25 protein-coding genes are annotated in these 19638 nt (G+C 50.5%); 18 read left to right on the top strand and 7 right to left on the bottom strand.

Going from position 1 to position 19638, the window contains the following annotated elements:
* Positions 1 to 34: 34 nt before the first annotated feature.
* Positions 35 to 544 (top strand): DUF2062 domain-containing protein, encoded by a 510-nt coding sequence (locus V2P20_RS11735; protein WP_194969844.1) that lies wholly within the window; start codon positions 35 to 37, stop codon positions 542 to 544.
* Between the two features lie 49 nt (positions 545 to 593).
* On the opposite strand, the gene lolD is transcribed toward V2P20_RS11735, so the two are convergent.
* The 3 genes from lolD to fur are packed head-to-tail and all read right to left on the bottom strand — an operon-like array spanning position 594 to position 2957.
* Positions 594 to 1274: a lipoprotein-releasing ABC transporter ATP-binding protein LolD gene (gene lolD, locus V2P20_RS11730; protein ID WP_331818504.1), complete on the bottom strand. Its 681-nt coding sequence runs from the start codon at positions 1272 to 1274 to the stop codon at positions 594 to 596.
* Complete coding sequence (locus V2P20_RS11725) at positions 1267 to 2514, bottom strand: lipoprotein-releasing ABC transporter permease subunit (RefSeq protein WP_331818502.1); 1248 nt, start codon at positions 2512 to 2514, stop codon at positions 1267 to 1269. Before V2P20_RS11725 ends, lolD begins: the two co-directional genes overlap by 8 nt.
* A gap of 23 nt (positions 2515 to 2537) precedes the next feature.
* Positions 2538 to 2957, bottom strand: a complete 420-nt coding sequence (gene fur, locus V2P20_RS11720; RefSeq protein WP_194969847.1) for a ferric iron uptake transcriptional regulator — start codon at positions 2955 to 2957, stop codon at positions 2538 to 2540.
* Positions 2958 to 3108: 151 nt separating this feature from the next.
* On the opposite strand from fur, the gene bamE reads away from it, so the two are divergent.
* The gene (gene bamE / locus V2P20_RS11715; RefSeq protein ID WP_331818500.1) at positions 3109 to 3630 is read left to right on the top strand and encodes an outer membrane protein assembly factor BamE; all 522 of its coding nucleotides are present in this window, start codon (positions 3109 to 3111) and stop codon (positions 3628 to 3630) included.
* Between the two features lie 34 nt (positions 3631 to 3664).
* On the opposite strand, the gene V2P20_RS11710 is transcribed toward bamE, so the two are convergent.
* From V2P20_RS11710 to V2P20_RS11700, 3 genes are read right to left on the bottom strand one after another with little or no spacing between them, the layout of a single operon-like run.
* On the bottom strand, positions 3665 to 3949 hold the full coding sequence (locus tag V2P20_RS11710) for an RnfH family protein (RefSeq protein ID WP_331818498.1): 285 nt from the start codon (positions 3947 to 3949) through the stop codon (positions 3665 to 3667).
* A complete protein-coding gene (locus V2P20_RS11705) occupies positions 3942 to 4373 on the bottom strand; it encodes a type II toxin-antitoxin system RatA family toxin (RefSeq protein ID WP_194969850.1) in 432 nt (143 codons plus the stop codon). Before V2P20_RS11705 ends, V2P20_RS11710 begins: the two co-directional genes overlap by 8 nt.
* Complete coding sequence (locus V2P20_RS11700) at positions 4374 to 5735, bottom strand: sodium-dependent transporter (RefSeq protein ID WP_331818496.1); 1362 nt, start codon at positions 5733 to 5735, stop codon at positions 4374 to 4376.
* A gap of 103 nt (positions 5736 to 5838) precedes the next feature.
* Between V2P20_RS11700 and smpB the strand changes: the two genes are divergently transcribed.
* The 5 genes from smpB to V2P20_RS11675 are packed head-to-tail and all read left to right on the top strand — an operon-like array spanning position 5839 to position 8923.
* Positions 5839 to 6324, top strand: coding sequence for an SsrA-binding protein SmpB (gene smpB, locus V2P20_RS11695; RefSeq protein WP_331818495.1), 486 nt, complete (start codon positions 5839 to 5841; stop codon positions 6322 to 6324).
* 8 nt (positions 6325 to 6332) lie between these two features.
* Positions 6333 to 6899, top strand: coding sequence for a hydrolase (locus V2P20_RS11690; RefSeq protein ID WP_331818493.1), 567 nt, complete (start codon positions 6333 to 6335; stop codon positions 6897 to 6899).
* 17 nt (positions 6900 to 6916) lie between these two features.
* Entirely contained in the window at positions 6917 to 7270 is a 354-nt protein-coding gene (locus tag V2P20_RS11685) for a HopJ type III effector protein (protein ID WP_331818491.1), read from the top strand.
* Positions 7271 to 7308: 38 nt separating this feature from the next.
* Positions 7309 to 8370 (top strand): FAD-binding oxidoreductase, encoded by a 1062-nt coding sequence (locus V2P20_RS11680; protein ID WP_331818489.1) that lies wholly within the window; start codon positions 7309 to 7311, stop codon positions 8368 to 8370.
* Positions 8348 to 8923, top strand: a complete 576-nt coding sequence (locus V2P20_RS11675) for a class I SAM-dependent methyltransferase (protein WP_331818487.1) — start codon at positions 8348 to 8350, stop codon at positions 8921 to 8923. The genes V2P20_RS11680 and V2P20_RS11675 overlap by 23 nt, the downstream gene beginning before the upstream one ends.
* Positions 8924 to 8933: 10 nt before the next feature.
* On the opposite strand, the gene V2P20_RS11670 is transcribed toward V2P20_RS11675, so the two are convergent.
* Positions 8934 to 9305 carry a hypothetical protein gene (locus tag V2P20_RS11670; protein ID WP_331818485.1) on the bottom strand — a complete coding sequence of 124 codons (372 nt, stop codon included), beginning with the start codon at positions 9303 to 9305 and terminating at the stop codon, positions 8934 to 8936.
* A gap of 220 nt (positions 9306 to 9525) precedes the next feature.
* On the opposite strand from V2P20_RS11670, the gene V2P20_RS11665 reads away from it, so the two are divergent.
* The 11 genes from V2P20_RS11665 (at position 9526) to V2P20_RS11615 (ending at position 19463) form a co-directional block, all read left to right on the top strand.
* A complete protein-coding gene (locus V2P20_RS11665; protein WP_194969858.1) occupies positions 9526 to 9840 on the top strand; it encodes a pyrimidine/purine nucleoside phosphorylase in 315 nt (104 codons plus the stop codon).
* A gap of 4 nt (positions 9841 to 9844) precedes the next feature.
* Positions 9845 to 10318 (top strand): NYN domain-containing protein, encoded by a 474-nt coding sequence (locus V2P20_RS11660; RefSeq protein ID WP_331818482.1) that lies wholly within the window; start codon positions 9845 to 9847, stop codon positions 10316 to 10318.
* A 73-nt stretch (positions 10319 to 10391) separates the two neighbouring features.
* Positions 10392 to 11981 carry an ABC-F family ATPase gene (locus V2P20_RS11655; RefSeq protein WP_331818480.1) on the top strand — a complete coding sequence of 530 codons (1590 nt, stop codon included), beginning with the start codon at positions 10392 to 10394 and terminating at the stop codon, positions 11979 to 11981.
* A gap of 377 nt (positions 11982 to 12358) precedes the next feature.
* The gene (gene fusA / locus V2P20_RS11650; RefSeq protein ID WP_331818478.1) at positions 12359 to 14464 is read left to right on the top strand and encodes an elongation factor G; all 2106 of its coding nucleotides are present in this window, start codon (positions 12359 to 12361) and stop codon (positions 14462 to 14464) included.
* A gap of 240 nt (positions 14465 to 14704) precedes the next feature.
* On the top strand, positions 14705 to 14980 hold the full coding sequence (locus tag V2P20_RS11645) for a hypothetical protein (RefSeq protein WP_331818476.1): 276 nt from the start codon (positions 14705 to 14707) through the stop codon (positions 14978 to 14980).
* Positions 14980 to 16176: an EAL domain-containing protein gene (locus V2P20_RS11640; protein ID WP_331818474.1), complete on the top strand. Its 1197-nt coding sequence runs from the start codon at positions 14980 to 14982 to the stop codon at positions 16174 to 16176. The genes V2P20_RS11645 and V2P20_RS11640 overlap by 1 nt, the downstream gene beginning before the upstream one ends.
* 94 nt (positions 16177 to 16270) lie before the next feature.
* Positions 16271 to 16663 (top strand): DUF2721 domain-containing protein, encoded by a 393-nt coding sequence (locus V2P20_RS11635; RefSeq protein ID WP_331818472.1) that lies wholly within the window; start codon positions 16271 to 16273, stop codon positions 16661 to 16663.
* Positions 16664 to 17222: 559 nt separating this feature from the next.
* Positions 17223 to 18338: a diguanylate cyclase gene (locus tag V2P20_RS11630; protein WP_194969865.1), complete on the top strand. Its 1116-nt coding sequence runs from the start codon at positions 17223 to 17225 to the stop codon at positions 18336 to 18338.
* Between the two features lie 240 nt (positions 18339 to 18578).
* Positions 18579 to 19130, top strand: a complete 552-nt coding sequence (locus tag V2P20_RS11625; protein ID WP_331818470.1) for a hypothetical protein — start codon at positions 18579 to 18581, stop codon at positions 19128 to 19130.
* Complete coding sequence (locus V2P20_RS11620; RefSeq protein WP_331818468.1) at positions 19127 to 19321, top strand: hypothetical protein; 195 nt, start codon at positions 19127 to 19129, stop codon at positions 19319 to 19321. The genes V2P20_RS11625 and V2P20_RS11620 overlap by 4 nt, the downstream gene beginning before the upstream one ends.
* Positions 19311 to 19463: a hypothetical protein gene (locus tag V2P20_RS11615; protein ID WP_331818466.1), complete on the top strand. Its 153-nt coding sequence runs from the start codon at positions 19311 to 19313 to the stop codon at positions 19461 to 19463. Before V2P20_RS11620 ends, V2P20_RS11615 begins: the two co-directional genes overlap by 11 nt.
* Positions 19464 to 19638: the final 175 nt, after the last annotated feature.

The raw sequence follows: 19638 nt of genomic DNA, 5'->3' as shown, positions 1-19638 counted from the left end.
TTGGTGGATTAAGCAACTTTGTAATGCAGACATAATGCCCAAAAAACTGATACAAAAATACCTGCCCAAACCCGAAACAATTAAAAATCATAAAAATCTTCAGTTTCTGGGCGACAGGCTGCATGACCCCAACCTCTGGCATTTAAACCGCCGGTCCGTGTCCATGGCCGCTGCCATAGGTCTTTTTGTAGCCTGGATTCCAACACCGGGGCAAATGGCCATTGCAGCCGCAGCGGCATTTTATCTCAGAGCCAACCTGCCGATTTCCGTCGCGCTGGTCTGGATAACCAATCCCTTGACCATGCCGCCGATGTTTTATTTTGCCTACCTGGCCGGACTTTGGTTCTTAAATGAACCCTCGCCCAGCAAAGACTTTGAGTTCTCTGTAGACAGCATCATGACAGGGATCGGCAATACCTGGGAGCCGTTTCTTGTCGGCTGCCTGGTCGTGGGCATTATGTGTTCAACCGCCGGATATTTCGGCGTCAATGAATTCTGGCGCTACCATGTCATGAAAAAATGGACGGAAAGAAAGCAGAGATAAGCGCAGAAGTTGCGGTTAAACAAGCGTACAGCCTGTTTAACCTTCATCTTCAAGCGACTATCACACCATCTTCCATATGCAGCACCTTACCCATCCTTGATGCCAGATCATGATCATGGGTCACCACCAGAAAACTGACATTCAGCTCCTGGTTTAACTCCAGCATCAACTGGTAAATCTGGTCCGCCGTCTTGCTGTCCAGATTGCCGGTCGGCTCGTCAGCCAGAACACATTTGGGCTTGTTGATAAGCGCCCTGGCTATGGCCGCACGCTGCCTCTCTCCGCCCGATATTTCCCCGGGCTTGTGTTCGATGCGATGCCCCAACCCTACCCGCTGCAATAACTCTATGGCGCGGATACGCGCCTCTTTTACCGAAAGACCTGCTATCAGCAAAGGCATCGCCGCATTTTCCAATACGGTAAATTCGCCCAGCAGATGATGAGACTGATAGATAAAACCCAAGGAACTGTTTCTTAACTTGGCCAGCCTTGTTGAGCTGACTTTATTCAGATTGACGTTATCGAGCACGACCTCGCCGCCGCTGGCTTTTTCAAGGCCGCCCAACAGATGCAGCAAGGTGCTCTTGCCGGAACCCGAGGCGCCCATGATGGCGACGCGGTCACCAATTTCAATGCTCAGGTTGACGCCCTTGAGGACTTCAACGTCCAGTCCGCCCTGATTGTAGCGTTTGGTTAATTGCCGGCATTCCAGAATGCTAGTCTTATTCATATCTCAGAACTTCCGCAGGATTGATTTTGGATGCCTGCCAGGCAGGATAAATCGTCGCCGCCAGCGACAAAAAGAAGGCCATGCCCGCGATTGCGTAAACATCTGTCCAGACCAGTTTGGAAGGCAATTGACTGATATAGTACACATCGGCCGCCATGAACTGAACCTGAAACAATTTCTCAATGGCCGGCACTATCGTTTCAACATTTAACGCCAGCGCAACGCCGCCTATGGTGCCGCAAAGCGTACCGACGGCGCCGATGACCGTACCCAGCACCATAAATATGCCCATGACCGAACGCGAAGTCAGCCCCTGGGTTTTCAGGATGGCGATATCGCCGCGCTTGTCCGTGACCACCATCACCAGCGTCGATACGATGTTAAAAGCCGCTACGGCCACTATCAACAGCAGGATAATAAACATGACCCGCTTTTCAGTCTGAATCGCGCGGAAAAAGTTGCTGTGAGCCTGAGTCCAGTCGCCGACCCGGTATTCATCATAAAAATCGGCAGCCATGGCGCGCGTGATCTTGGGCGCATTGAACAAATCGTCCAGCTTGATCCTGAGCCCTGAAACCGAATCGCCTAAACGGAACAATTTAGCGGCATCATCAATATGAATGATTGCCAGATTGCGATCGTACTCATACATGCCGACTTGAAAAATGCCCGTCACGGTGAACCGCCGCATGCGCGGCAAAATGCCGGCCGGCGTCGGATTGACCTGCGGAGTGATGATGGTGATTTTGTCGCCGACGATAACGCCCAGATAATTCGCCAGCTCCGCGCCCAGAACAACGCCAAACTCACCGGGAACAAGTTGAGACAGCTGCCCCACCTTCATTTTGTTGGCGACATCCGAAACCGAAGACTCATATTCAGGCAAAATCCCGCTCAACAAGGTACCGCTGACGCGCTGGCCGGAATTGATCATGACTTGCCCGTCGACAAAAGGGGCGGCCGCTTCAACATGCGGATATTGTTTGATTTTCGGCAGTAATTCCTGCCAATTATCCAACCGGCCGTATTTGCCGGTGATCGTGGCATGCGAAGTCATGCCGAGAATCCGCTCGCGCAGTTCGGCTTCAAAACCATTCATGACCGACAACACCGTAATCAGTGCCGTGACACCCAGAGCTATGCCCAGAATAGAGGTTAATGTGATAAAAGAAATGAAGCGAGTACGGCGTTTGGCTCGCGTATAGCGCAAGCCGATATAAAAAATAAGCGGTTTAAACATGGAGTCCGTAAATTAAAGGGGAATCAGGATTTTCTGCAGGCGGAACAGTAGCCGTACAAGTGAAGGCTATGGTCGGTCAACTCATAGCCCAGTTTTTCTGCAATTTCTCTCTGACGGGCTTCAATAAGCTCATCGGTAAACTCGTCCACTTTACCACATTTCATGCAGAGAATGTGGTCGTGATGATCGCCTTTGGCCAGTTCGAAAACAGAGTTTCCGCCTTCAAAATGATGCCGAGTCACCAGACCTGCGGCTTCAAACTGAGTTAAAACCCGGTAAACCGTAGCCAGACCGATGTCCTCATCCTCGCTCAACAGGATTTTATAAACCTTTTCAGCCGTCAGATGATGTTCATCAACCTGTTTTTCTAAAATTTGCAGAATCTTGACCCGAGGCAACGTGACCTTGAGACCAGCATTCTTTAAATCTTGAGTTTCAAACATAAATCTCCAATTTTGCCGTTCAAGTGGCAGCTTTATATAGGGTATCGCACATTGTAGCGTTTTTTTGGCATGAAACGCATGACTGTTTTATAGGATAATCGTTTAACATCAGGTATGATTTCGTCTTTTTCAAATTATTCTGCCGCCTCAAATGGGAAAGCCGCTTTTTTCTTTAACTCTGTTGACCAGCCTGACGCTTGCCTCATGTTCCACTATTCTTAATAATTTGCCTGGCGTTTATACCGTGGACGTCCAGCAAGGCAATATGATCGATCAGTCCATGATCGACCAGATAAGACCCAACATGAACAAACGCCAGGTACTGTATATCATGGGTTCGCCCATGACGACCGATGCTTTCCACCAGAATCGCTGGGATTACATTTATTCCAATCAACCTGGAGGCGAGGCCAGAATGCAAAAGAAAATCACGCTGTTCTTCGACAATGATCGGGTTGTCGGTTTTCAGGGCGATTTCAAACCCAGCGCGCTCCCTGTGATCAAGGAATCGCCCGAAACAACGGTTGATTTGCCGCCAAGGGAAATTGAAAAAACTTTATGGGAGAAAATCACTGGGCTATTCGGCATAGACAGTTCGACTGAATCCGACTCTGTAAATTCAGAGCCCAAATCGGAACGAGGAATAAATAATCCCGACACCCCGATGAACTGAATCGCCTGAAGCATTTTCAAGCGCACTGCAAACGTTATCCTTTTGCAGCGCGCTGCCGTCTCGCTTCTTTGGGATCGTGAAACAAAGGCCGATAAATTTCCACTCTATCGGCCTGTTTTAAAATCTGGTCCATACTGCAGACATTGCCAAAAATACCCGCCTTGATTCCGGACGGCTCAATTTCCGGAAATCGGGCTAACAATCCCGATGCCTGTATGGCCTGTTCGACAGAGGCGCCTTCCGGCACTTTGAGAGATACAATCACCTGCTCTTCAGGCTTGGCGTAGGCAACCTCGACATCAATCAGCTGCTCAGCCATAAATCTCCTTGGCCCGCTGAGTAAAAGAACCGACCATGGTATTGCATATCTGGTTGAACACGGCGCCGAATGCCAGACTCGCCAGCACGCCTGGCATCTCGAATTCCAGATTCAGGGAAATCTTGCTGGCATCTTCCCGCAACGGCATGAAATCCCATGTCCCTTCCAGATAAGTGAAAGGCCCTTCCAGCAAGGACACCGTAATCCTGCCGCCCTCATCAATTTTATTTCTCGTTGAAAAGGATTTTGTGAATCCGCCTTTGGAAATCAACAGCTCCGCTTCAATAATGTCGCCCTCCCGTTTAAGGATCCGGCTGCCGCCGCACCACGGTAAAAAGCGCGGATAGGCTTCGATGTCATTAACCAGATCAAACATCTGCTGAGCGGAAAATTTCACCAAAGCGCTTTTTTCAACAACGGTCATTTAAATAACCCCAACCACGTTCAGAAACACTAAAAAAACAGCCGCAGGCGCAATGTAGCACACTAAAAATTTCCACAACTGATAGCCTTCCGCGCTGGACATTTGCAGTTCCTGCTCACTATGCCGCTGTTTCATAACCCAACCGGCAAACATCGCGATCCCGAAGCCGCCGATAGGCAACATCAAATTCGCCGTCAAATAATCCACCAAATGAAAAATGCTTCTGTCGAAAACTTTAAAATCAGACCATATGTTGAATGAAAACACGGTCCCCAATCCCAACAGCCAGGTTGCCAAACCGGACCAGACACAGGCTTGCTCTCTGCTTAAACCCTTGTTTTCGACCAGCCATGCAACAGCCGGTTCGATCAGGGAGATAGAAGAAGTCAAAGCCGCAAACACCAGCATCACAAAAAACAGAATGCCGAACAGCCAGCCGCCGGTCATATTGCCGAAAGCAATCGGCAGCGTTTGAAAAATAAGGCCGGGGCCTGAACCGACTTCCAACCCATTGGCAAAAACAATAGGAAAAATAGCGATACCGGCCAACAAAGCCACGACCGTATCGGACCCGGCGATCAGAAACGCCGTTTTTGCAATAGACACATCCTTGGGCAAATAAGATCCATAAACCATAATGGCGCCCATGCCCAGGCTCAGGGTGAAAAACGCATGCCCCATGGCGGTCAGCACGGAATCGCCGGTAATCTTGCTGAAATCCGGGTTAAACAAAAATTTCAACCCCTGATCATAGGCGCCCGTGGTCATGGCATAGCCGACCAATAAAATCATCAGCACAAACAGACCCGGCATTAAAAAGCGCACGGCTCGCTCCAGTCCGCTTTTCACGCCGCGGGCAACGATCAACATGGTAGCCAGCATGAATAAGGTGTGCCAAAAAATCAACTGGACCGGACTGGCAACGAAGTTGTCAAAAAGCCCTTTTATCTCGGCCGCATCCGCGCCTGAAAAGCTGCCGAAAAAAGCCTTGAAGACATAAGCGGAAGCCCACCCGGCAATGACGCTGTAATAAGAGAGAATCAGGAAGCCGGCGGCAACCCCCATCCAGCCCAGATAATGCCAGTTGGTATCCGCTTCAGCTTCGGCAGCCAATGTTTCCATCGTATTGATAGGGCTCTGCCTGCCCCGGCGCCCCATCATCGTTTCCGCAATCATGATAGGCACGCCGATGAATACCACGCACAACAAATAAACGAGAACAAATGCGCCGCCGCCATTCTCGCCGGTTATATAGGGGAATTTCCAGATGTTTCCCAAACCGACCGCCGAACCCGTGGCTGCGAGGATAAAGGCGAAACGCGATGACCATTCCCCATGAATTGATTTTTTTGTATCCGTCATTTGACTGCCCGTTGTCTCTATTAAAAACTCAATTTTTTCAGTAAATCGAGTAAAATAACAAAATTATACCCTTACGTCAGTCTAAAATCTCAACCAGCACACTATGGCCGATAAAAAGTCCAAGAAAAATAAAAAACAGGAAAACAACACAATAGCCCAGAATCGCCAGGCTACTCATGAGTATCATATTGAGGAGCGGTTCGAGGCGGGTCTTGTTTTGGAAGGCTGGGAAGTGAAAAGCCTGCGCGAAGGCCGCGTACAGCTAAAAGAAAGTTATGTCGTCATAAAGCGCGGCGAAGCCTGGCTGGTCGGCGCGCATATCTCAGCATTGGCTTCGGCATCGACCCATGTCAACCCGGAAGCCATCCGCCAAAGAAAGCTGCTGCTGAACCGTCACGAACTCAACAAGCTGATCGGCGCCGTGGAACGCAAAGGCTACACGATCGTCCCGTTGAACATGCACTGGAAAAAAGGCCGCGCCAAATTGGAAATCGGCCTGGCCAAAGGCAAACAACTGCACGACAAACGCGCCTCTTCAAAAGACCGCGACTGGCAGCGTGAAAAAGCCCGCATCATGAAGCACGCTTAAGGTAAAAAATGAATACACATGCCAATCTCCTCGCAGCGGAACACAGCCTGTTGATCGTCGTCGACTTACAGTCCAGGCTGTCGTCCGCCATGCCTGGACCGGATGCCGAACTGATGACCGTAAATGCCGGCAAGCTGGCCGAAGCCGCCGGCCTGCTGAATATTCCCGTACTGGTAACCGAACAATACCCCAAAGGCCTGGGCCCTACCGCTGCGTCTGTCATCGAAAAGCTGCCCGAAAACGCGCAGGTTTTCGAAAAAACCGGTTTCTCCTGCTGCGCGGCCGAGGGCCTTACCCAGGCGCTGCAGGACAGCCGGCGCAAGCAGATCATACTGGTTGGCCAGGAAACCCATGTCTGCGTTTTGCAGACGGCCCTTGAACTGCTGCACGAAGGCTATCAGGTTCACGTAGCCATGGATGCCGTCTGCTCGCGCAAAACGGAACACAAACACTACGCCTTACAGCGCATGCAACATCAGGGCGCCATCATTACCAACTACGAATCGGTGTTGTTCGAATGGCTGAGAGACTCGACTCACCCCCACTTCAAACACCTGTCAGGTTTTCTTCGTTAATACCTTGAATCTTACTCATGTCACTTACAGCATTTATTGAAAAAATAAAAAACAACGCACCTGTCGGTTTCGATGAAACCATGGCCGTCATTACGGAAAACTACCACTACCAACCGGCGGAATTCAGCAACGGCCTGAACGATGATGCCGTCGTCAGTCCGGCCGGCACTAACGAAGGTTCCTGCAAGATTTTCGCCTTCGCCCGCCTAAACGGATTCGACCCGCAACAGACATTAAATCTGTTCGGCGATTATTACCGGGTAGACGTTTTAAATGACCCGAACGGCACTGGCCACGCCAATATCAGGAACTTCATGAAGTACGGCTGGGATGGCATTAGTTTCAAAAACGAACCATTGACTGCAAAATAATCTTCGCCTAACAAATTCAATAGCGTAATCAGATAATCATGCCTGTGGATTTTCTGATCATCGGCCAGGGATTGGCCGGCAGCCTTCTCGCCTGGGAACTGATACAGCGCGGCTGCAAAGTCGTCATTATCGATAATGGCCGGGAGAATGCCTCACAGGCAGCCGCCGGCCTGATCAATCCGGTTACCGGCCTGCGTTTCGTAAAATCCGACGACGTCGACGATTTATTGCCGGCCGCAAGGCAGTATTACTCAAAGTTATCGGCATTTTTCCAGCAGTCTTTTTACGCCGAAAAACCCATGCTGCGTATTTTTCGCAGTGAGGCCGAATCAAAACACGCGCAAAAACGGCTCAACGACCCCAGGTATAAAAACTATTTAGGAGCCATCACAGCATCTGGCAATGCCATACCTTTTCTGGAAACGCCTTTCGGCTTCATAGAGCAAAAGCAGACCGGTTATTTATTGACCCGGCCGGTGTTGGGCTGTTTGAGAGAATTTTTTATTGCCAGAGGCTGCTACAGACTGGCGGAATTTGATGACCGCGACATTCAGCTCGAACCGTCGCTTCGCTGGCGGGATATTTCGCCCAGGCAGATCATTTTCTGCACCGGCCATCACGCGAGCCGGAGCCGCTGGTTTTCATGGCTGCCTTTCCGGCCGGCAAAAGGCGAAATATTAACGCTGACTCATGCCGGCGAATTACCGGACAACATTCTTAACTACGGCAACTGGCTGATTCCTTTAACTGACCGCCAGATCCGGGTCGGCGCCACTTTTGACCGTGACTGTTTAAACACTGACACTACCGATACGGCCCGCGACTGTTTATTAACTACGCTGAAGCAGATTGCGCCCGCGCTTGAAACCGCCCTGATAAACCAGCAGGCAGGCATCCGCCCCTGCACGCAGGACCGTTCTCCTTTTATCGGCCATCATCCGCGGCATCCGCAAATCGTCGTTTTCAACGGCTTTGGCGCCAAAGGCAGCCTGCAGATTCCCTGGTACAGCCAGCGTTTTGCCGACTCCCTGCTAAATAGCGCGCCCCTGCCTCCATCCTGCAATATCCAACGCCATCATGACACGCATTTCCCTGGTTAAAGAAGCCCATAACCTGATCAAAGACAGACTCCATCCGGGCGATATTGCCATCGATGCCACGGTAGGCAACGGCCATGACACCCTGTTTCTCGTTGAGCAAGTCATGCCGACCGGCCGGGTTTACGGCTTTGATATACAACAGGCGGCGCTGGATTCAACCCGGTCCAGATGCGGGCCATTAAGCCATCCCGAATGCCTGACCTTGATTCATGCCAGCCATGCGCTCATGGCCGAAAAAATTCCCGGGCAGCACCATGGCAAAATCAGCGCCATCATGTTCAATCTGGGTTACCTGCCGGGCGGCGATAAAAACATTATCACGCGCACCGATTCGACATTGCAGGCCCTGAACAGCGCCAGCCGGCTGCTGGCAACCGAAGGCCTTATCACGATCCTCGCTTATCCGGGCCATGCAGGCGGCAACCAGGAAACCGATCAGGTCAGAGACTGGTGCGCACAACTGGATACAAAGCTATTCAGCGTCAATACTGTTTACAGCGCCGAACACAAAGATTCAGCGCCCAGACTTTTTACAGTCAGGAAGATAGGCTGACAAGCCGGTTCTAAGGCTCGTATTTTATAGCTACGGCGCGAACGCTATACAGCGGAACGCCGCGAAAACTGGTGGAATTTGTATTTAATGGCGAATCAATAGGCACGTATACCTGACTACGCTCACGGCCCGGCCCTACGACTATCGCATCGGCGCCCATTTGCCTGGCTTTTCTTACCAGAGCATCGTTAGCCTGCTCACCGGTGCTGACTTCAAGCTCTCCGATTGCAAAATACTTGCGATCCCGAGGCCAGGTACTCAAAACCTCGACATCGACAGTCGGCTCGAAGGTGTCCATAGTATATTTCACTTCCCGCACTTGCGGCTGGCTGCAGGCAGCCAGTACAAAAAGCACAACTGACAGGGTTAATACAGACCTCATGGCTATGCCTCCATAGAATGGTGCGTTGAAACTACTACCTTTCGAGGCTTAATGCCATAGGCATAAACACTGACGATAAGTCATCAGGCAGCGATGCCTTTGCCGCTATACAAAAGTACAGGCCTCGAAAAAAGCGCTAAAACCGAACAACAGCAGAGACAATCTGTTATCATTGCGGTCTTTTTTATCTCTATCCAGTCTCAACTTTTAAGGACAGACAATGTCAGAATTCACCAATGTATCAGTCGTTAAAAAAGCCAATGTCTACTTTGGCGGCAATGTCAGCAGCCGTACTATCCGTTTTGCCGACGGTTCGGTAAAAACCCTGGGATTCATGCTGCCTGGCGAATATACATTCAATACGGCTGATAAGGAATTGATGGAAATTATCGACGGCGATCTGGATGTGCTCCTGCCCGGAAGCGATGAATGGCAGTCGATTAAAGGCGGCGAATCATTCGATGTGCCGGCCAATGCCAAATTCACCGTCAGAATCAAAACGCCCACTGACTATTGCTGTTCATTTATAAAATAATTAGATGGAAAAAGCCGCCATCTTTGTCGATGTGCAGAATATCTATTACACCGTCAAGCAAAGCTATCAGCGCCATTTCAACTACAACGCATTCTGGAGCCGGGCAACGGCCGGCAGAGAAGTGGCCGCGGCGTTCGCTTACGCCATCGACAAAGGCGACAGCAAACAGCTGGGGTTTCAGCAGATACTCAGAAATATCGGTTTTGAAGTCAGACTGAAGCCCTACATTCAGCGCAGTGACGGTTCAGCCAAAGGCGACTGGGACGTCGGCATTACGCTCGACGTTATCGACTATGCGCCCAAAGTTGATGTCATCATTCTGGTATCGGGCGATGGCGACTTCGCCCTGTTGCTCAACAAAGTCCGCAACGCTTGCCATGTGACTACGGAAGTCTACGGCGTACCGGCGCTGACGGCGCCGTCGCTGGTCTGCTCGACCGACCGCTTTATCGCCATCGATGACGAGCTGCTGTTATAAATGAACTAAATAACTGCCCGCCAGTCATCCATAACCTTATTTTGAACCTTATACATACTCTCGGAACAAAACCTTGATTTCTACAGCTAACATTACCATGCAGTTCGGGGCTAAACCCCTGTTTGAAAATATTTCCATCAAGTTCGGCGACGGCAACCGTTACGGTCTGATCGGCGCCAACGGCTGCGGTAAATCCACTTTCATGAAAATACTGAGCGGCGATCTGGAACCCACTTCCGGCAACGTCACGATCACACCCAACGAACGGGTGGGCAATCTGCGTCAGGATCAATTCGCGTTCGAGGAATTCAGTGTTATCGACACTGTCATCATGGGCCATAAAGAACTCTGGAGCGTCAAGCAGGAACGCGACCGCATCTATGCGCTGCCGGAAATGTCCGAGGAAGAAGGCATGCAGGTCGCCGAACTGGAAGTCGAGTTTGCCGAGATGGACGGCTACAGCGCCGAAGCCCGGGCCGGCGAATTGCTGCTGGGGCTCGGCATTCCGCTCGAACAGCATTACGGCCTCATGAGCGCCGTCGCGCCGGGCTGGAAACTGCGCGTCCTGCTGGCCCAGGCCCTGTTTGCGAACCCCGACATCATGCTGCTCGACGAGCCCACCAACAACCTCGACATCAACACGATCCGCTGGCTGGAAAATGTGCTGAACGATCGCGATTGCACCATGATCATCATCTCGCATGACCGCCATTTCCTGAACAGCGTCTGCACGCACATGGCCGACCTCGATTACGGTGAATTGCGCGTGTATCCCGGCAATTATGACGACTATATGACTGCCGTGACGCAAGTGCGCGAACGCCTGCTGGCCGACAACGCCAAGAAAAAGGCCCAGATTGCCGAACTGCAAACCTTCGTCAGCCGCTTCTCGGCCAATGCTTCAAAAGCCAGACAGGCCACCTCGCGCGCCAAACAGATTGAGAAAATCAAGCTGGACGAAGTCAAGCCGTCGAGCCGGGTCAATCCGTTTATCCGCTTCGACCAGACCAAAAAACTGCACCGTCTGGCTTTGGAAGTTGAAGGATTGAGCAAGGGTTACGGCGAGCAGCCGTTGTTCAAAAACCTGAATCTGATGATCGCCGCCGGCGAACGCGTTGCCGTCATCGGCCCTAACGGCATCGGTAAATCGACGTTGCTGCGCACGCTGGTCGGCGATTTGACGCCCGATATGGGCGAAGTCAAATGGGCGGAAAACGCCGAGGTCGGTTATTTTGCCCAGGACCATGCCGACGATTTCGCCGAAGATATGCCCCTGATTGAATGGATGGGCCAATGGCGCAAGGAAACCGACGACGACCAGGTCATACGCGGCACATTAGGCCGTTTGCTGTTCTCGCATGACGAGATCAAGAAATCGGTCAAAGTCATTTCCGGCGGCGAACAAGGCCGCATGTTGTTCGGCAAGCTGATCCTGCAAAAGAACAACATTATGGTCATGGACGAACCGACCAACCACCTCGACATGGAATCAATCGAATCATTGAATATGGCGCTGGAAAACTACCCCGGCACATTGCTTTTCGTCAGCCACGACCGCGAGTTCGTCTCGTCCCTGGCGACGCGCATTATCGAACTGACGCCGAACGGCATTGTCGATTTCAGCGGCAATTACGAGGACTATTTGAACAGCCAGGCCGTTTAAGAAGTGGGAGCAAGATGCGAAAGCCATCTTGCTCCTGTTGACCGGAGCCGACTGTAAACCGTTTCAATGCAGGGATTTTGTTATTTGTTAAGACAAATTAACGGTTTCCTGTATTTCTGTCTCACTTTTGGTTAAAATAGCGCCCTTTCGAATCTGGACGAGTGAGCGGTGACAGTGACTTCAACAAACGCTACCTCACTTGGCCTTGAGCAATCTGTAGGTATCCTGCGCGTTTTATCCAAACCGATGGTTTTCAGCCGCTGCGAAACGAAGTTGAATACCCGCGGCAGATCGCTCCTGCGCCCCGGTACGAACCCTCTTGAGTAATTTATTTAAGAGTAGTCACGGCAAGTTTTTTATACAACTAGAGTACAAACATGACTGATTTATCGCTTTACAGAAATATCGGTATCTTCGCCCACGTTGATGCTGGCAAGACAACCACTACAGAACGTATTTTAAAGCTCACCGGAAAGATCCATAAACTGGGTGAAGTTCATGAAGGTGAATCAACCATGGACTTCATGGAACAAGAAGCCGAGCGCGGTATCACCATTCAGTCCGCTGCGACTACCTGTTTCTGGCCAGGTAGCAAGAGCCAATTTCAACCACACCGCTTTAACGTCATCGACACCCCGGGTCACGTTGACTTTACAATCGAAGTGTATCGTTCGCTAAAAGTACTCGACGGCGGCATCGGCGTATTCTGCGGTTCAGGCGGCGTTGAGCCGCAATCCGAAACCAACTGGCGTTATGCCAACGACTCCAAGGTCGCCCGTTTGATCTACGTCAACAAACTGGACAGACTAGGCGCCGATTTTTTCCGCGTTGTCAAACAAGTCGAAGATGTGCTGGGCGCTGTGCCAGTCGTGATGACCCTGCCTATCGGACGCGAAGACCAATTCTCCGGCGTGGTTGACCTGTTGACCCGCAAAGCCTGGATTTGGGATAACTCCGGCGACCCGCTGAAATACGAAATTACTGACGTGCCTGCCGATATGGAAGCGGATGTGGAAGAATGGCGCGCAAAACTGATCGACCAGGTTGCCGATCAGGATGACGAAATCATGGAAAAATACCTGGAAGGCGAAGAGCCGAGCATTGAGGAAATCAAGCGCTGCGTCCGCAAGGGCACCATCAAGATGGATTTCTTCCCGACTTACGGCGGTTCTTCATTCAAAAACAAAGGCGTACAGTTGGTGCTGGACGGCGTTGTCGATTATCTGCCCAGCCCGACTGAAGTCAATCCGCAACCCGAAGTCGATCTGGAAGGCAACCCGACCGGCGCACATGCGATCGTCGATGCCGACCGCCCATTGCGTGCATTGGTCTTTAAAATCATGGACGACCGCTTTGGCGCTTTGAACTTCATCCGGATCTATTCAGGCCGTCTGAAAAAAGGCGATACCTTGTTGAATACCTATACCGGCAAAACCGAACGGGTCGGCCGGATGGTGGAAATGCACGCCGATAACCGCACCGAAATTGAAACGGCACAAGCCGGCGATATCGTCGCGCTGATCGGCTTGAAAAACGTTCAGACCGGCCATACTTTGTGCGATCCTGATAAACCGGCCACTCTGGAACCGATGGTATTCCCTGATCCCGTTATCTCTATCGCCATTTCGCCTAAAGACAAAGGCAGCAACGAGAAAATGGGCATTGCCTTGGGCAAGATGATTCAGGAAGACCCTTCATTCCGCGTCGAAACCGACGAGGAAAGCGGCGAAACCATCATCAAAGGCATGGGCGAGCTGCACCTGGATATTAAAGTGGACATCCTGAAACGTACTCATGGCGTTGAAGTGAACGTCGGCAAGCCACAAGTGGCTTACCGCGAAACCATCACCAAACGCGTTGAAGACGAATACACCCACAAGAAGCAGTCCGGTGGTTCTGGTCAGTACGCGAAAATCAACTACATCATCGAGCCGGGCGAGCCAGGCAGCGGTTTTGTGTTTGAATCGTCCGTGACCGGTGGTAACGTACCGCGCGAATACTGGCCGGCTGTTGAAAAAGGCTTCAAAGGCAGTGTCGACAAAGGCGTATTGGCAGGCTTCCCTTGCTTGGATTTCAAAGTAACCCTGACCGACGGCGGCTTCCACGCGGTTGACTCGTCAGCTATCGCTTTCGAAATCGCCGCTCGCGCAGCGTATCGCCAATCCATTCCTAAAGCGGCTCCGCAATTATTGGAACCGATTATGAAAGTGGACGTGTTTACGCCTGAAGCGAACGTTGGCGACGTGATCGGCGACTTGAACCGTCGCCGCGGCATGATTAAATCGCAAGACGCCGGCGTTACCGGAGTGCGTATCAAAGCTGACGTGCCGCTGAGCGATATGTTCGGTTATATCGGTGACTTGCGCACCATGACTTCCGGTCGCGGCCAGTTCTCGATGGAATTCTCACATTACATGCCATGCCCTAAAAACGTGGCTGATGAAGTGATTAAAGAAGTCAACGAACGCAACAAAAACAAGTAAGCTAAAAAGGTGCGCCGGGCAGGCAATCTGCCCGGCTGCATTTTCCTTATCGCACAAATAAGCTTCTCTCCTGCCCTACTTTGGGCCCCTCAAAAAAGCTCAAACAAGCATGCGCACCAAAATGATGCGTATGTCCCCTATTGGCGCATCTAACGGCAGCCAATGAGTTTGCTTACGTCTTTTGGCATAACATTGCTGGCCATTTACAGCTCATGGCACGAGTCATGCTTAATCGTAGAAATGAGCGCACTAAAAATACTCCTGATTGAAGACAGAGCTACTGACCCATTATTGGCAGAAATGTCCATAACACATGGCTCTTCGGTAATGACAATGACTGCATCGGACAGCCATATGCCAACCCTGATTTTGGCCCATAAGCCCGACCTGATAATTTTCAACATTCACAGCTTCGGAAAATATTATCATGCCATCCAATATCTTGGCGCACTGCCACTCGTTATTCTTTCCGATGCCGCTATTACCCGATTCAAAGAACAGCAAAGGCTTCAATAATGAATTTAGAACAAAACGCAGATTTTGAACAAGCAGACAAACTATTTCCTTATTTTCAACCCATTATCTGCATCGCCAGCGGGCTTATCGTCGGCTACGAAGCATTAGCCCGGCAATATGATGAAAACGGACAGGTCATTTCTGCCGGCCAATTGTTCTCTTCCCCGGATATTACCGAGGAACAATTGATAGCCTGGGATCGCACGGTTCGCCATCAGGCATTGCTGAAATTCTGCCAGCTAAATCACAAAAGCTATCTGACGCTCAACATTTCCGCATCATGGATTGATAAGGTTTCGGATTTGAGAGCATTGCCCACCTTACAGATGCTGGATAAGCTCAACATAGACAGAAGCAGGATTATTATCGAAATTGCCGCAACCCGGGGCAATCTCGATAAAATCGCCGCGGTCGCCAGGGAATATCGCAAGCACAACCTGAAAGTCGCCATTGACAGCTTTGGCGCCGGCTTTTCGCAACTGGAAAGGGTCATAGCCATCCGCCCCGACGTTATCAAGCTGGACATGCGGCTGTTCAAACAGGCCACCAAAGGCGGCATCGCCAATGAAGTGGTGCATCTGCTGGCGCGTCTTAGCAAACGCACCGCCTGCCTTATCGTTTGCGAAGGCGTCGAAACCGACAATGAATTCTTTTACGCATTAAGCTGCGGCGCCCAATATGTGCAGGGCCACCTGTTTTCGCCGGCAGCGGCTGAATTCAAGAAGCCAGACCACTATCAGCGGCATATCGAATCGCTCAGGAAGACATTCCTGCAAAGGGTATTGCGCAAGGAAGTCCGGAAACTGCAATCCGCCGATAAAGTTAAGGATCTGATTGAGCTTCTGCGGCAGGCCTTGGCTACCGATTTCAACTTAAATGAATTGTCGGCGCATCCGTTTGAAGAAAGCGGCATACTCAGGTTTTATTTATGCAATAACGAAGGCAACCAGATCTCCTCCAACTTTAATTTTGCCGGCGGAAAATGGTTTGAAGAAGCCGGGGAAATCGGCTTTAACTGGTCCTGGCGGCCTTATTTCTATCAATTGCTGGCGCTCGAAAATGTAAGTGACGCTCATGGTATTGTCGCTTCCGAACAATACAGGGATTTCAGCACCGGCCGCCTGTGCAAAACACTGTCGCTAAGACTCGACAACGAGCGCATCCTGTCGGTAGATATTGTTGAGGAACCGGCGTAGCGCACGCCGCCAAAACGCTTTGACCATCCATACAAGCGAGTGGAAAGAGTTTCAAATCCGAATCAGTTCCAGAAATCATTGCCGCCAACCTATCATGGACATTACCATCACAACCCCTGCCCTTTTATTTCCTGCCATTTCTGTCCTGTTTCTGGCATATACCAACCGTTTTCTGGCCATTGCCAGCCGCATTCGAGAGCAACATAACCTGTTCAACAAAACCCAAAGTCCGGTGGCTAAAAAGCAGATCGAAAGCCTGAGGCTACGCATACGCTTTATCATTGCCATGCAATTGTTGGCGGTCATCGGCATTATCGGCTGCATACTGGCCATGGCGCTGATTTTTTATGGACTGCAAAATTACGGCAGCCTCGCATTTGGCATCAGCATGGTATTTATAGTACTGTCGCTGCTGGCTTCAGTCAGTGAATTACTGATTTCGACCAGAGCGCTCAACATTGAGCTTGAAGATATGGAAGCCGGATGATTGCGCGAGGCCCGTTCCGATACTCGATTCAACAGGCCTCAAGTTAGTAGCCCGCTTTGAATGGCTGCTGAATATATGTAAGCTACCCGACGTTGCGCCCAGATCGATAGCGCGGAGGTTTTATACCCTCAGGACTTACGCAAGCCTGTGGGGGCTCTAGGCGAAGTCGCCCCCACAAGTTTTAAAACCGCTTGTTTCGGCGGTTGAACAGGCAAACTGCGTAAGTCCTGGCCCTGTAGATACGAATTCACTTGTGCCCCATGGGTATTCGCACTGCCTGATATCTCGAAAACCCGGGTCGAATATTCTGAAGGCACAAGCGAATCAGCCCCCAACGGCGTACTATCCAGTCAATATGTACTGGCTCAATCTTGCTTTATGCCTTTAGTCCTGCCAAAATGGACGTATAATTATCAAATATCAAAAACTATAGTGAAAACAAGTTCTTTGGTTTACAGAACGGCAAATATCGTATTCAATCCCTTCCATTTTTCGGCCAAAACAAAAAAACACCGGGCGTTAAGTCTCAGTATTTTTATTAGCGCCAGGACCACTTGCAGTGATTGACCCCGTACAACTTTTCGCACAACTGCTTCGGCAGCTCTATAGGCGCGCAACGGCGGCTTTTGCCATCCATTGCGCGCACGTCACCTTGCTCGCCATTTATCTCTGGCAGGAGCTCCCCCTTTCCATTTTTCTTGCATGGCTCGGCATCGCCATGACCGGCGGCGTCTGGCAATTGTTTGCGGGCCGCCGGGCTCTTCGCTATATCGCCGAAGACGCCTTGAAAAGAGGAGCGCTTACACCCGATATATTTGCGGCGGGAGCTGCCGGCCTAGGCTTTGGACTTACCGCGGTGTTGTTTCCCTATTTGTCGCTGACAACGAAATTGGTTGTCATCCTCATGCTTGGCGTGATCGCGGTAAGCGCCCTGCCGCGGCTCAGCGCGCTTCCGTCGGTCTACACCGCCTTTCTTTTAGGAACGCTGGGCCCGCTCGTGCCGGTGCTGTTCGTACTGGACAATGAACCGGGCTGGAGCGCAATACCGGTCATATTGCTGATGGGCGTCAGCCTGTCGTATTCGGCGCGCCAGCTGCATACGGATTTACTGGAGAGTTTGCTGTCGCGTTTCGGCCTTGAAAATGCCGCCGGCGAAGACAAGCTCACCCATCTGGCCAACCGCCGCCGCTTCGACATGATTCTGGAACAGGAATGGGCGCGCGCGCGCCGTTCCAAACAGCCGATATCGCTGATCATGGTGGATGTCGATTTCTTCAAGAAATTCAATGACCGTTACGGCCATCAGGAAGGCGACCACTGCCTGGCGCAAGTAGCGATGGCGCTTTCCCAATCGGCGAGGCGAAGCATAGATCTTGTCGCCCGCTATGGCGGCGAGGAATTCGTTGTCTTGCTTAACCAGACGACACGGGACGATGCCTATGCGGTGTGCGAGCGCATGCGCAGCTCCGTCGAGAAACTGGGCATTCCCCATCAGGATTCAACTTTAGGCCACGTTACGATCAGCATGGGCGGCGTAACTTTGTATGCGAAAGAGAATCTGAAAGCAGTCGATATGGTCAAAACCGCCGACAAGGCTTTGTACCGCGCCAAGGCGGCCGGACGCAACAAGGTGGTATGGTACGACCCGAGCCTTGACGAAGACGGGAACGCATAGGCTGCATACGCATCAATTCAAGCACAATAAGCTTTAAGGACTTGGCTAAGGTTTTGGCGAATGAAATCAGAGCTTGGGTGGACTGGTTAGGAGCTGTAGCGGAAACCCAGCATTTCAAAACCATTCTATAATGGTAAACTCAGCTTAGGAGCAGTCTAATTCTGTCAACACCAAGAAGTGATGCAGCTATTTGCAACGTTACAATCTTGATAAATTAATTCGATGCAATGGAGCAATGAAATGAATGGAAATACAAGAGCAAGGACATATAGGGAAACCATATCTCATTATCAGGAACTTAGGGAAGCTGTATACGAATTCTCCGAGAGTGAGTTTCGAGAATTTAGTGCAAAATTTTCTGAGATATCATACAAAGACGCAGTCGAAGCAGATGCCTGGCGTTGGAATGACATTAATAAAATACCAATCTGGGAGTGGACCCGAATGTATCATGATTACCATACCCATTCTGGCGTTAAGAGATTTGATGTGGCAATTCGCGCACAAGGTAAACTATGCGCTTTATGTTATGGCGTGCCCAGCAGACGAAAGCTGATACTGAAATTGCACGCTTTAAGTAGATTACCGAATGATAATCCGCTTGGTGGAAAAATATTAAGCATGGTCTTATTTGCCGCCGATGCTTATGCAAGACTTATTGACGCCCAGGAAATGTGGTTGTGCAACCCAATGAATGACAATTTAGTAAAGCTTTATGAGGGCGCAGGATTTACAGCCCATTATAATAATATTGGCCTAGCTACTCACTTATCCATAAGGATAAATCCATGAATAAAGAAAAGGCAAGAGAGCTTCTGGAAAAGCAGAAAGAACAGTTGAGAGGAAATCTCAAAAAATACGAAGAGGCTGAGAAAAATCTTAACAAACATCATGATAGCGCTGATATTCTTGGCCCTAAAAATGATCTTGAATATCAAAGGATGCGTAAAGATATAGAGGACTCAGGTAACGATGAAAAATAATTCAAAGATCGAGTCACACAAAAATGAAGTAAGCAATAAAGATGAAGCGATTAAAAAGTTAAATAAAGATAGATTGAAAATTAAAGAAGAGTCGGAAAGCTTTGCAAGAAAAGTAGCCGCGAGTTCAATAAAAGCGCGGTAGGCTAGGTTGGAGCTTTAGCGGAAACCCGGCATCGGCAGCTTCGAAATGCTGGGTTTAACAGCCCGGCCTACCCCGCTGCCCTGCCAAAACCGAAGCAAAAAATCCACTGTAGGGTACGCATCGCGTACCTATTCAGGGCTTTCGGCATACCGCAAGTCCGGAAAGGCACGCAATG

Source organism: Methylobacter sp. Wu1, from assembly GCF_036553575.1.
Taxonomy (GTDB): domain Bacteria; phylum Pseudomonadota; class Gammaproteobacteria; order Methylococcales; family Methylomonadaceae; genus Methylobacter.
The sequence above is the reverse complement of the archived record's forward strand: the minus strand, read 5'-3'. Positions and strand labels throughout refer to the sequence as shown.

What these genes read in the sequence shown, in the direction of transcription:
- lolD (WP_331818504.1), bottom strand. Translation starts at nt 1,274, where the DNA reads ATGAATAAGACTAGCATTCTGGAATGCCGGCAATTAACCAAACGCTAC.
- V2P20_RS11665 (WP_194969858.1), top strand. Translation starts at nt 9,526, where the DNA reads ATGTCAGAATTCACCAATGTATCAGTCGTTAAAAAAGCCAATGTCTAC.
- V2P20_RS11615 (WP_331818466.1), top strand. Translation starts at nt 19,311, where the DNA reads ATGAAAAATAATTCAAAGATCGAGTCACACAAAAATGAAGTAAGCAAT.
- V2P20_RS11685 (WP_331818491.1), top strand. Translation starts at nt 6,917, where the DNA reads ATGTCACTTACAGCATTTATTGAAAAAATAAAAAACAACGCACCTGTC.
- V2P20_RS11635 (WP_331818472.1), top strand. Translation starts at nt 16,271, where the DNA reads ATGGACATTACCATCACAACCCCTGCCCTTTTATTTCCTGCCATTTCT.
- V2P20_RS11705 (WP_194969850.1), bottom strand. Translation starts at nt 4,373, where the DNA reads ATGACCGTTGTTGAAAAAAGCGCTTTGGTGAAATTTTCCGCTCAGCAG.
- V2P20_RS11675 (WP_331818487.1), top strand. Translation starts at nt 8,348, where the DNA reads ATGACACGCATTTCCCTGGTTAAAGAAGCCCATAACCTGATCAAAGAC.
- fur (WP_194969847.1), bottom strand. Translation starts at nt 2,957, where the DNA reads ATGTTTGAAACTCAAGATTTAAAGAATGCTGGTCTCAAGGTCACGTTG.
- V2P20_RS11645 (WP_331818476.1), top strand. Translation starts at nt 14,705, where the DNA reads ATGAGCGCACTAAAAATACTCCTGATTGAAGACAGAGCTACTGACCCA.
- V2P20_RS11620 (WP_331818468.1), top strand. Translation starts at nt 19,127, where the DNA reads ATGAATAAAGAAAAGGCAAGAGAGCTTCTGGAAAAGCAGAAAGAACAG.
- V2P20_RS11670 (WP_331818485.1), bottom strand. Translation starts at nt 9,305, where the DNA reads ATGAGGTCTGTATTAACCCTGTCAGTTGTGCTTTTTGTACTGGCTGCC.
- V2P20_RS11710 (WP_331818498.1), bottom strand. Translation starts at nt 3,949, where the DNA reads ATGGCTGAGCAGCTGATTGATGTCGAGGTTGCCTACGCCAAGCCTGAA.
- V2P20_RS11680 (WP_331818489.1), top strand. Translation starts at nt 7,309, where the DNA reads ATGCCTGTGGATTTTCTGATCATCGGCCAGGGATTGGCCGGCAGCCTT.
- V2P20_RS11690 (WP_331818493.1), top strand. Translation starts at nt 6,333, where the DNA reads ATGAATACACATGCCAATCTCCTCGCAGCGGAACACAGCCTGTTGATC.
- V2P20_RS11700 (WP_331818496.1), bottom strand. Translation starts at nt 5,735, where the DNA reads ATGACGGATACAAAAAAATCAATTCATGGGGAATGGTCATCGCGTTTC.
- V2P20_RS11625 (WP_331818470.1), top strand. Translation starts at nt 18,579, where the DNA reads ATGAATGGAAATACAAGAGCAAGGACATATAGGGAAACCATATCTCAT.
- smpB (WP_331818495.1), top strand. Translation starts at nt 5,839, where the DNA reads ATGGCCGATAAAAAGTCCAAGAAAAATAAAAAACAGGAAAACAACACA.
- bamE (WP_331818500.1), top strand. Translation starts at nt 3,109, where the DNA reads ATGGGAAAGCCGCTTTTTTCTTTAACTCTGTTGACCAGCCTGACGCTT.
- V2P20_RS11735 (WP_194969844.1), top strand. Translation starts at nt 35, where the DNA reads ATGCCCAAAAAACTGATACAAAAATACCTGCCCAAACCCGAAACAATT.
- V2P20_RS11725 (WP_331818502.1), bottom strand. Translation starts at nt 2,514, where the DNA reads ATGTTTAAACCGCTTATTTTTTATATCGGCTTGCGCTATACGCGAGCC.
- fusA (WP_331818478.1), top strand. Translation starts at nt 12,359, where the DNA reads ATGACTGATTTATCGCTTTACAGAAATATCGGTATCTTCGCCCACGTT.
- V2P20_RS11660 (WP_331818482.1), top strand. Translation starts at nt 9,845, where the DNA reads ATGGAAAAAGCCGCCATCTTTGTCGATGTGCAGAATATCTATTACACC.
- V2P20_RS11640 (WP_331818474.1), top strand. Translation starts at nt 14,980, where the DNA reads ATGAATTTAGAACAAAACGCAGATTTTGAACAAGCAGACAAACTATTT.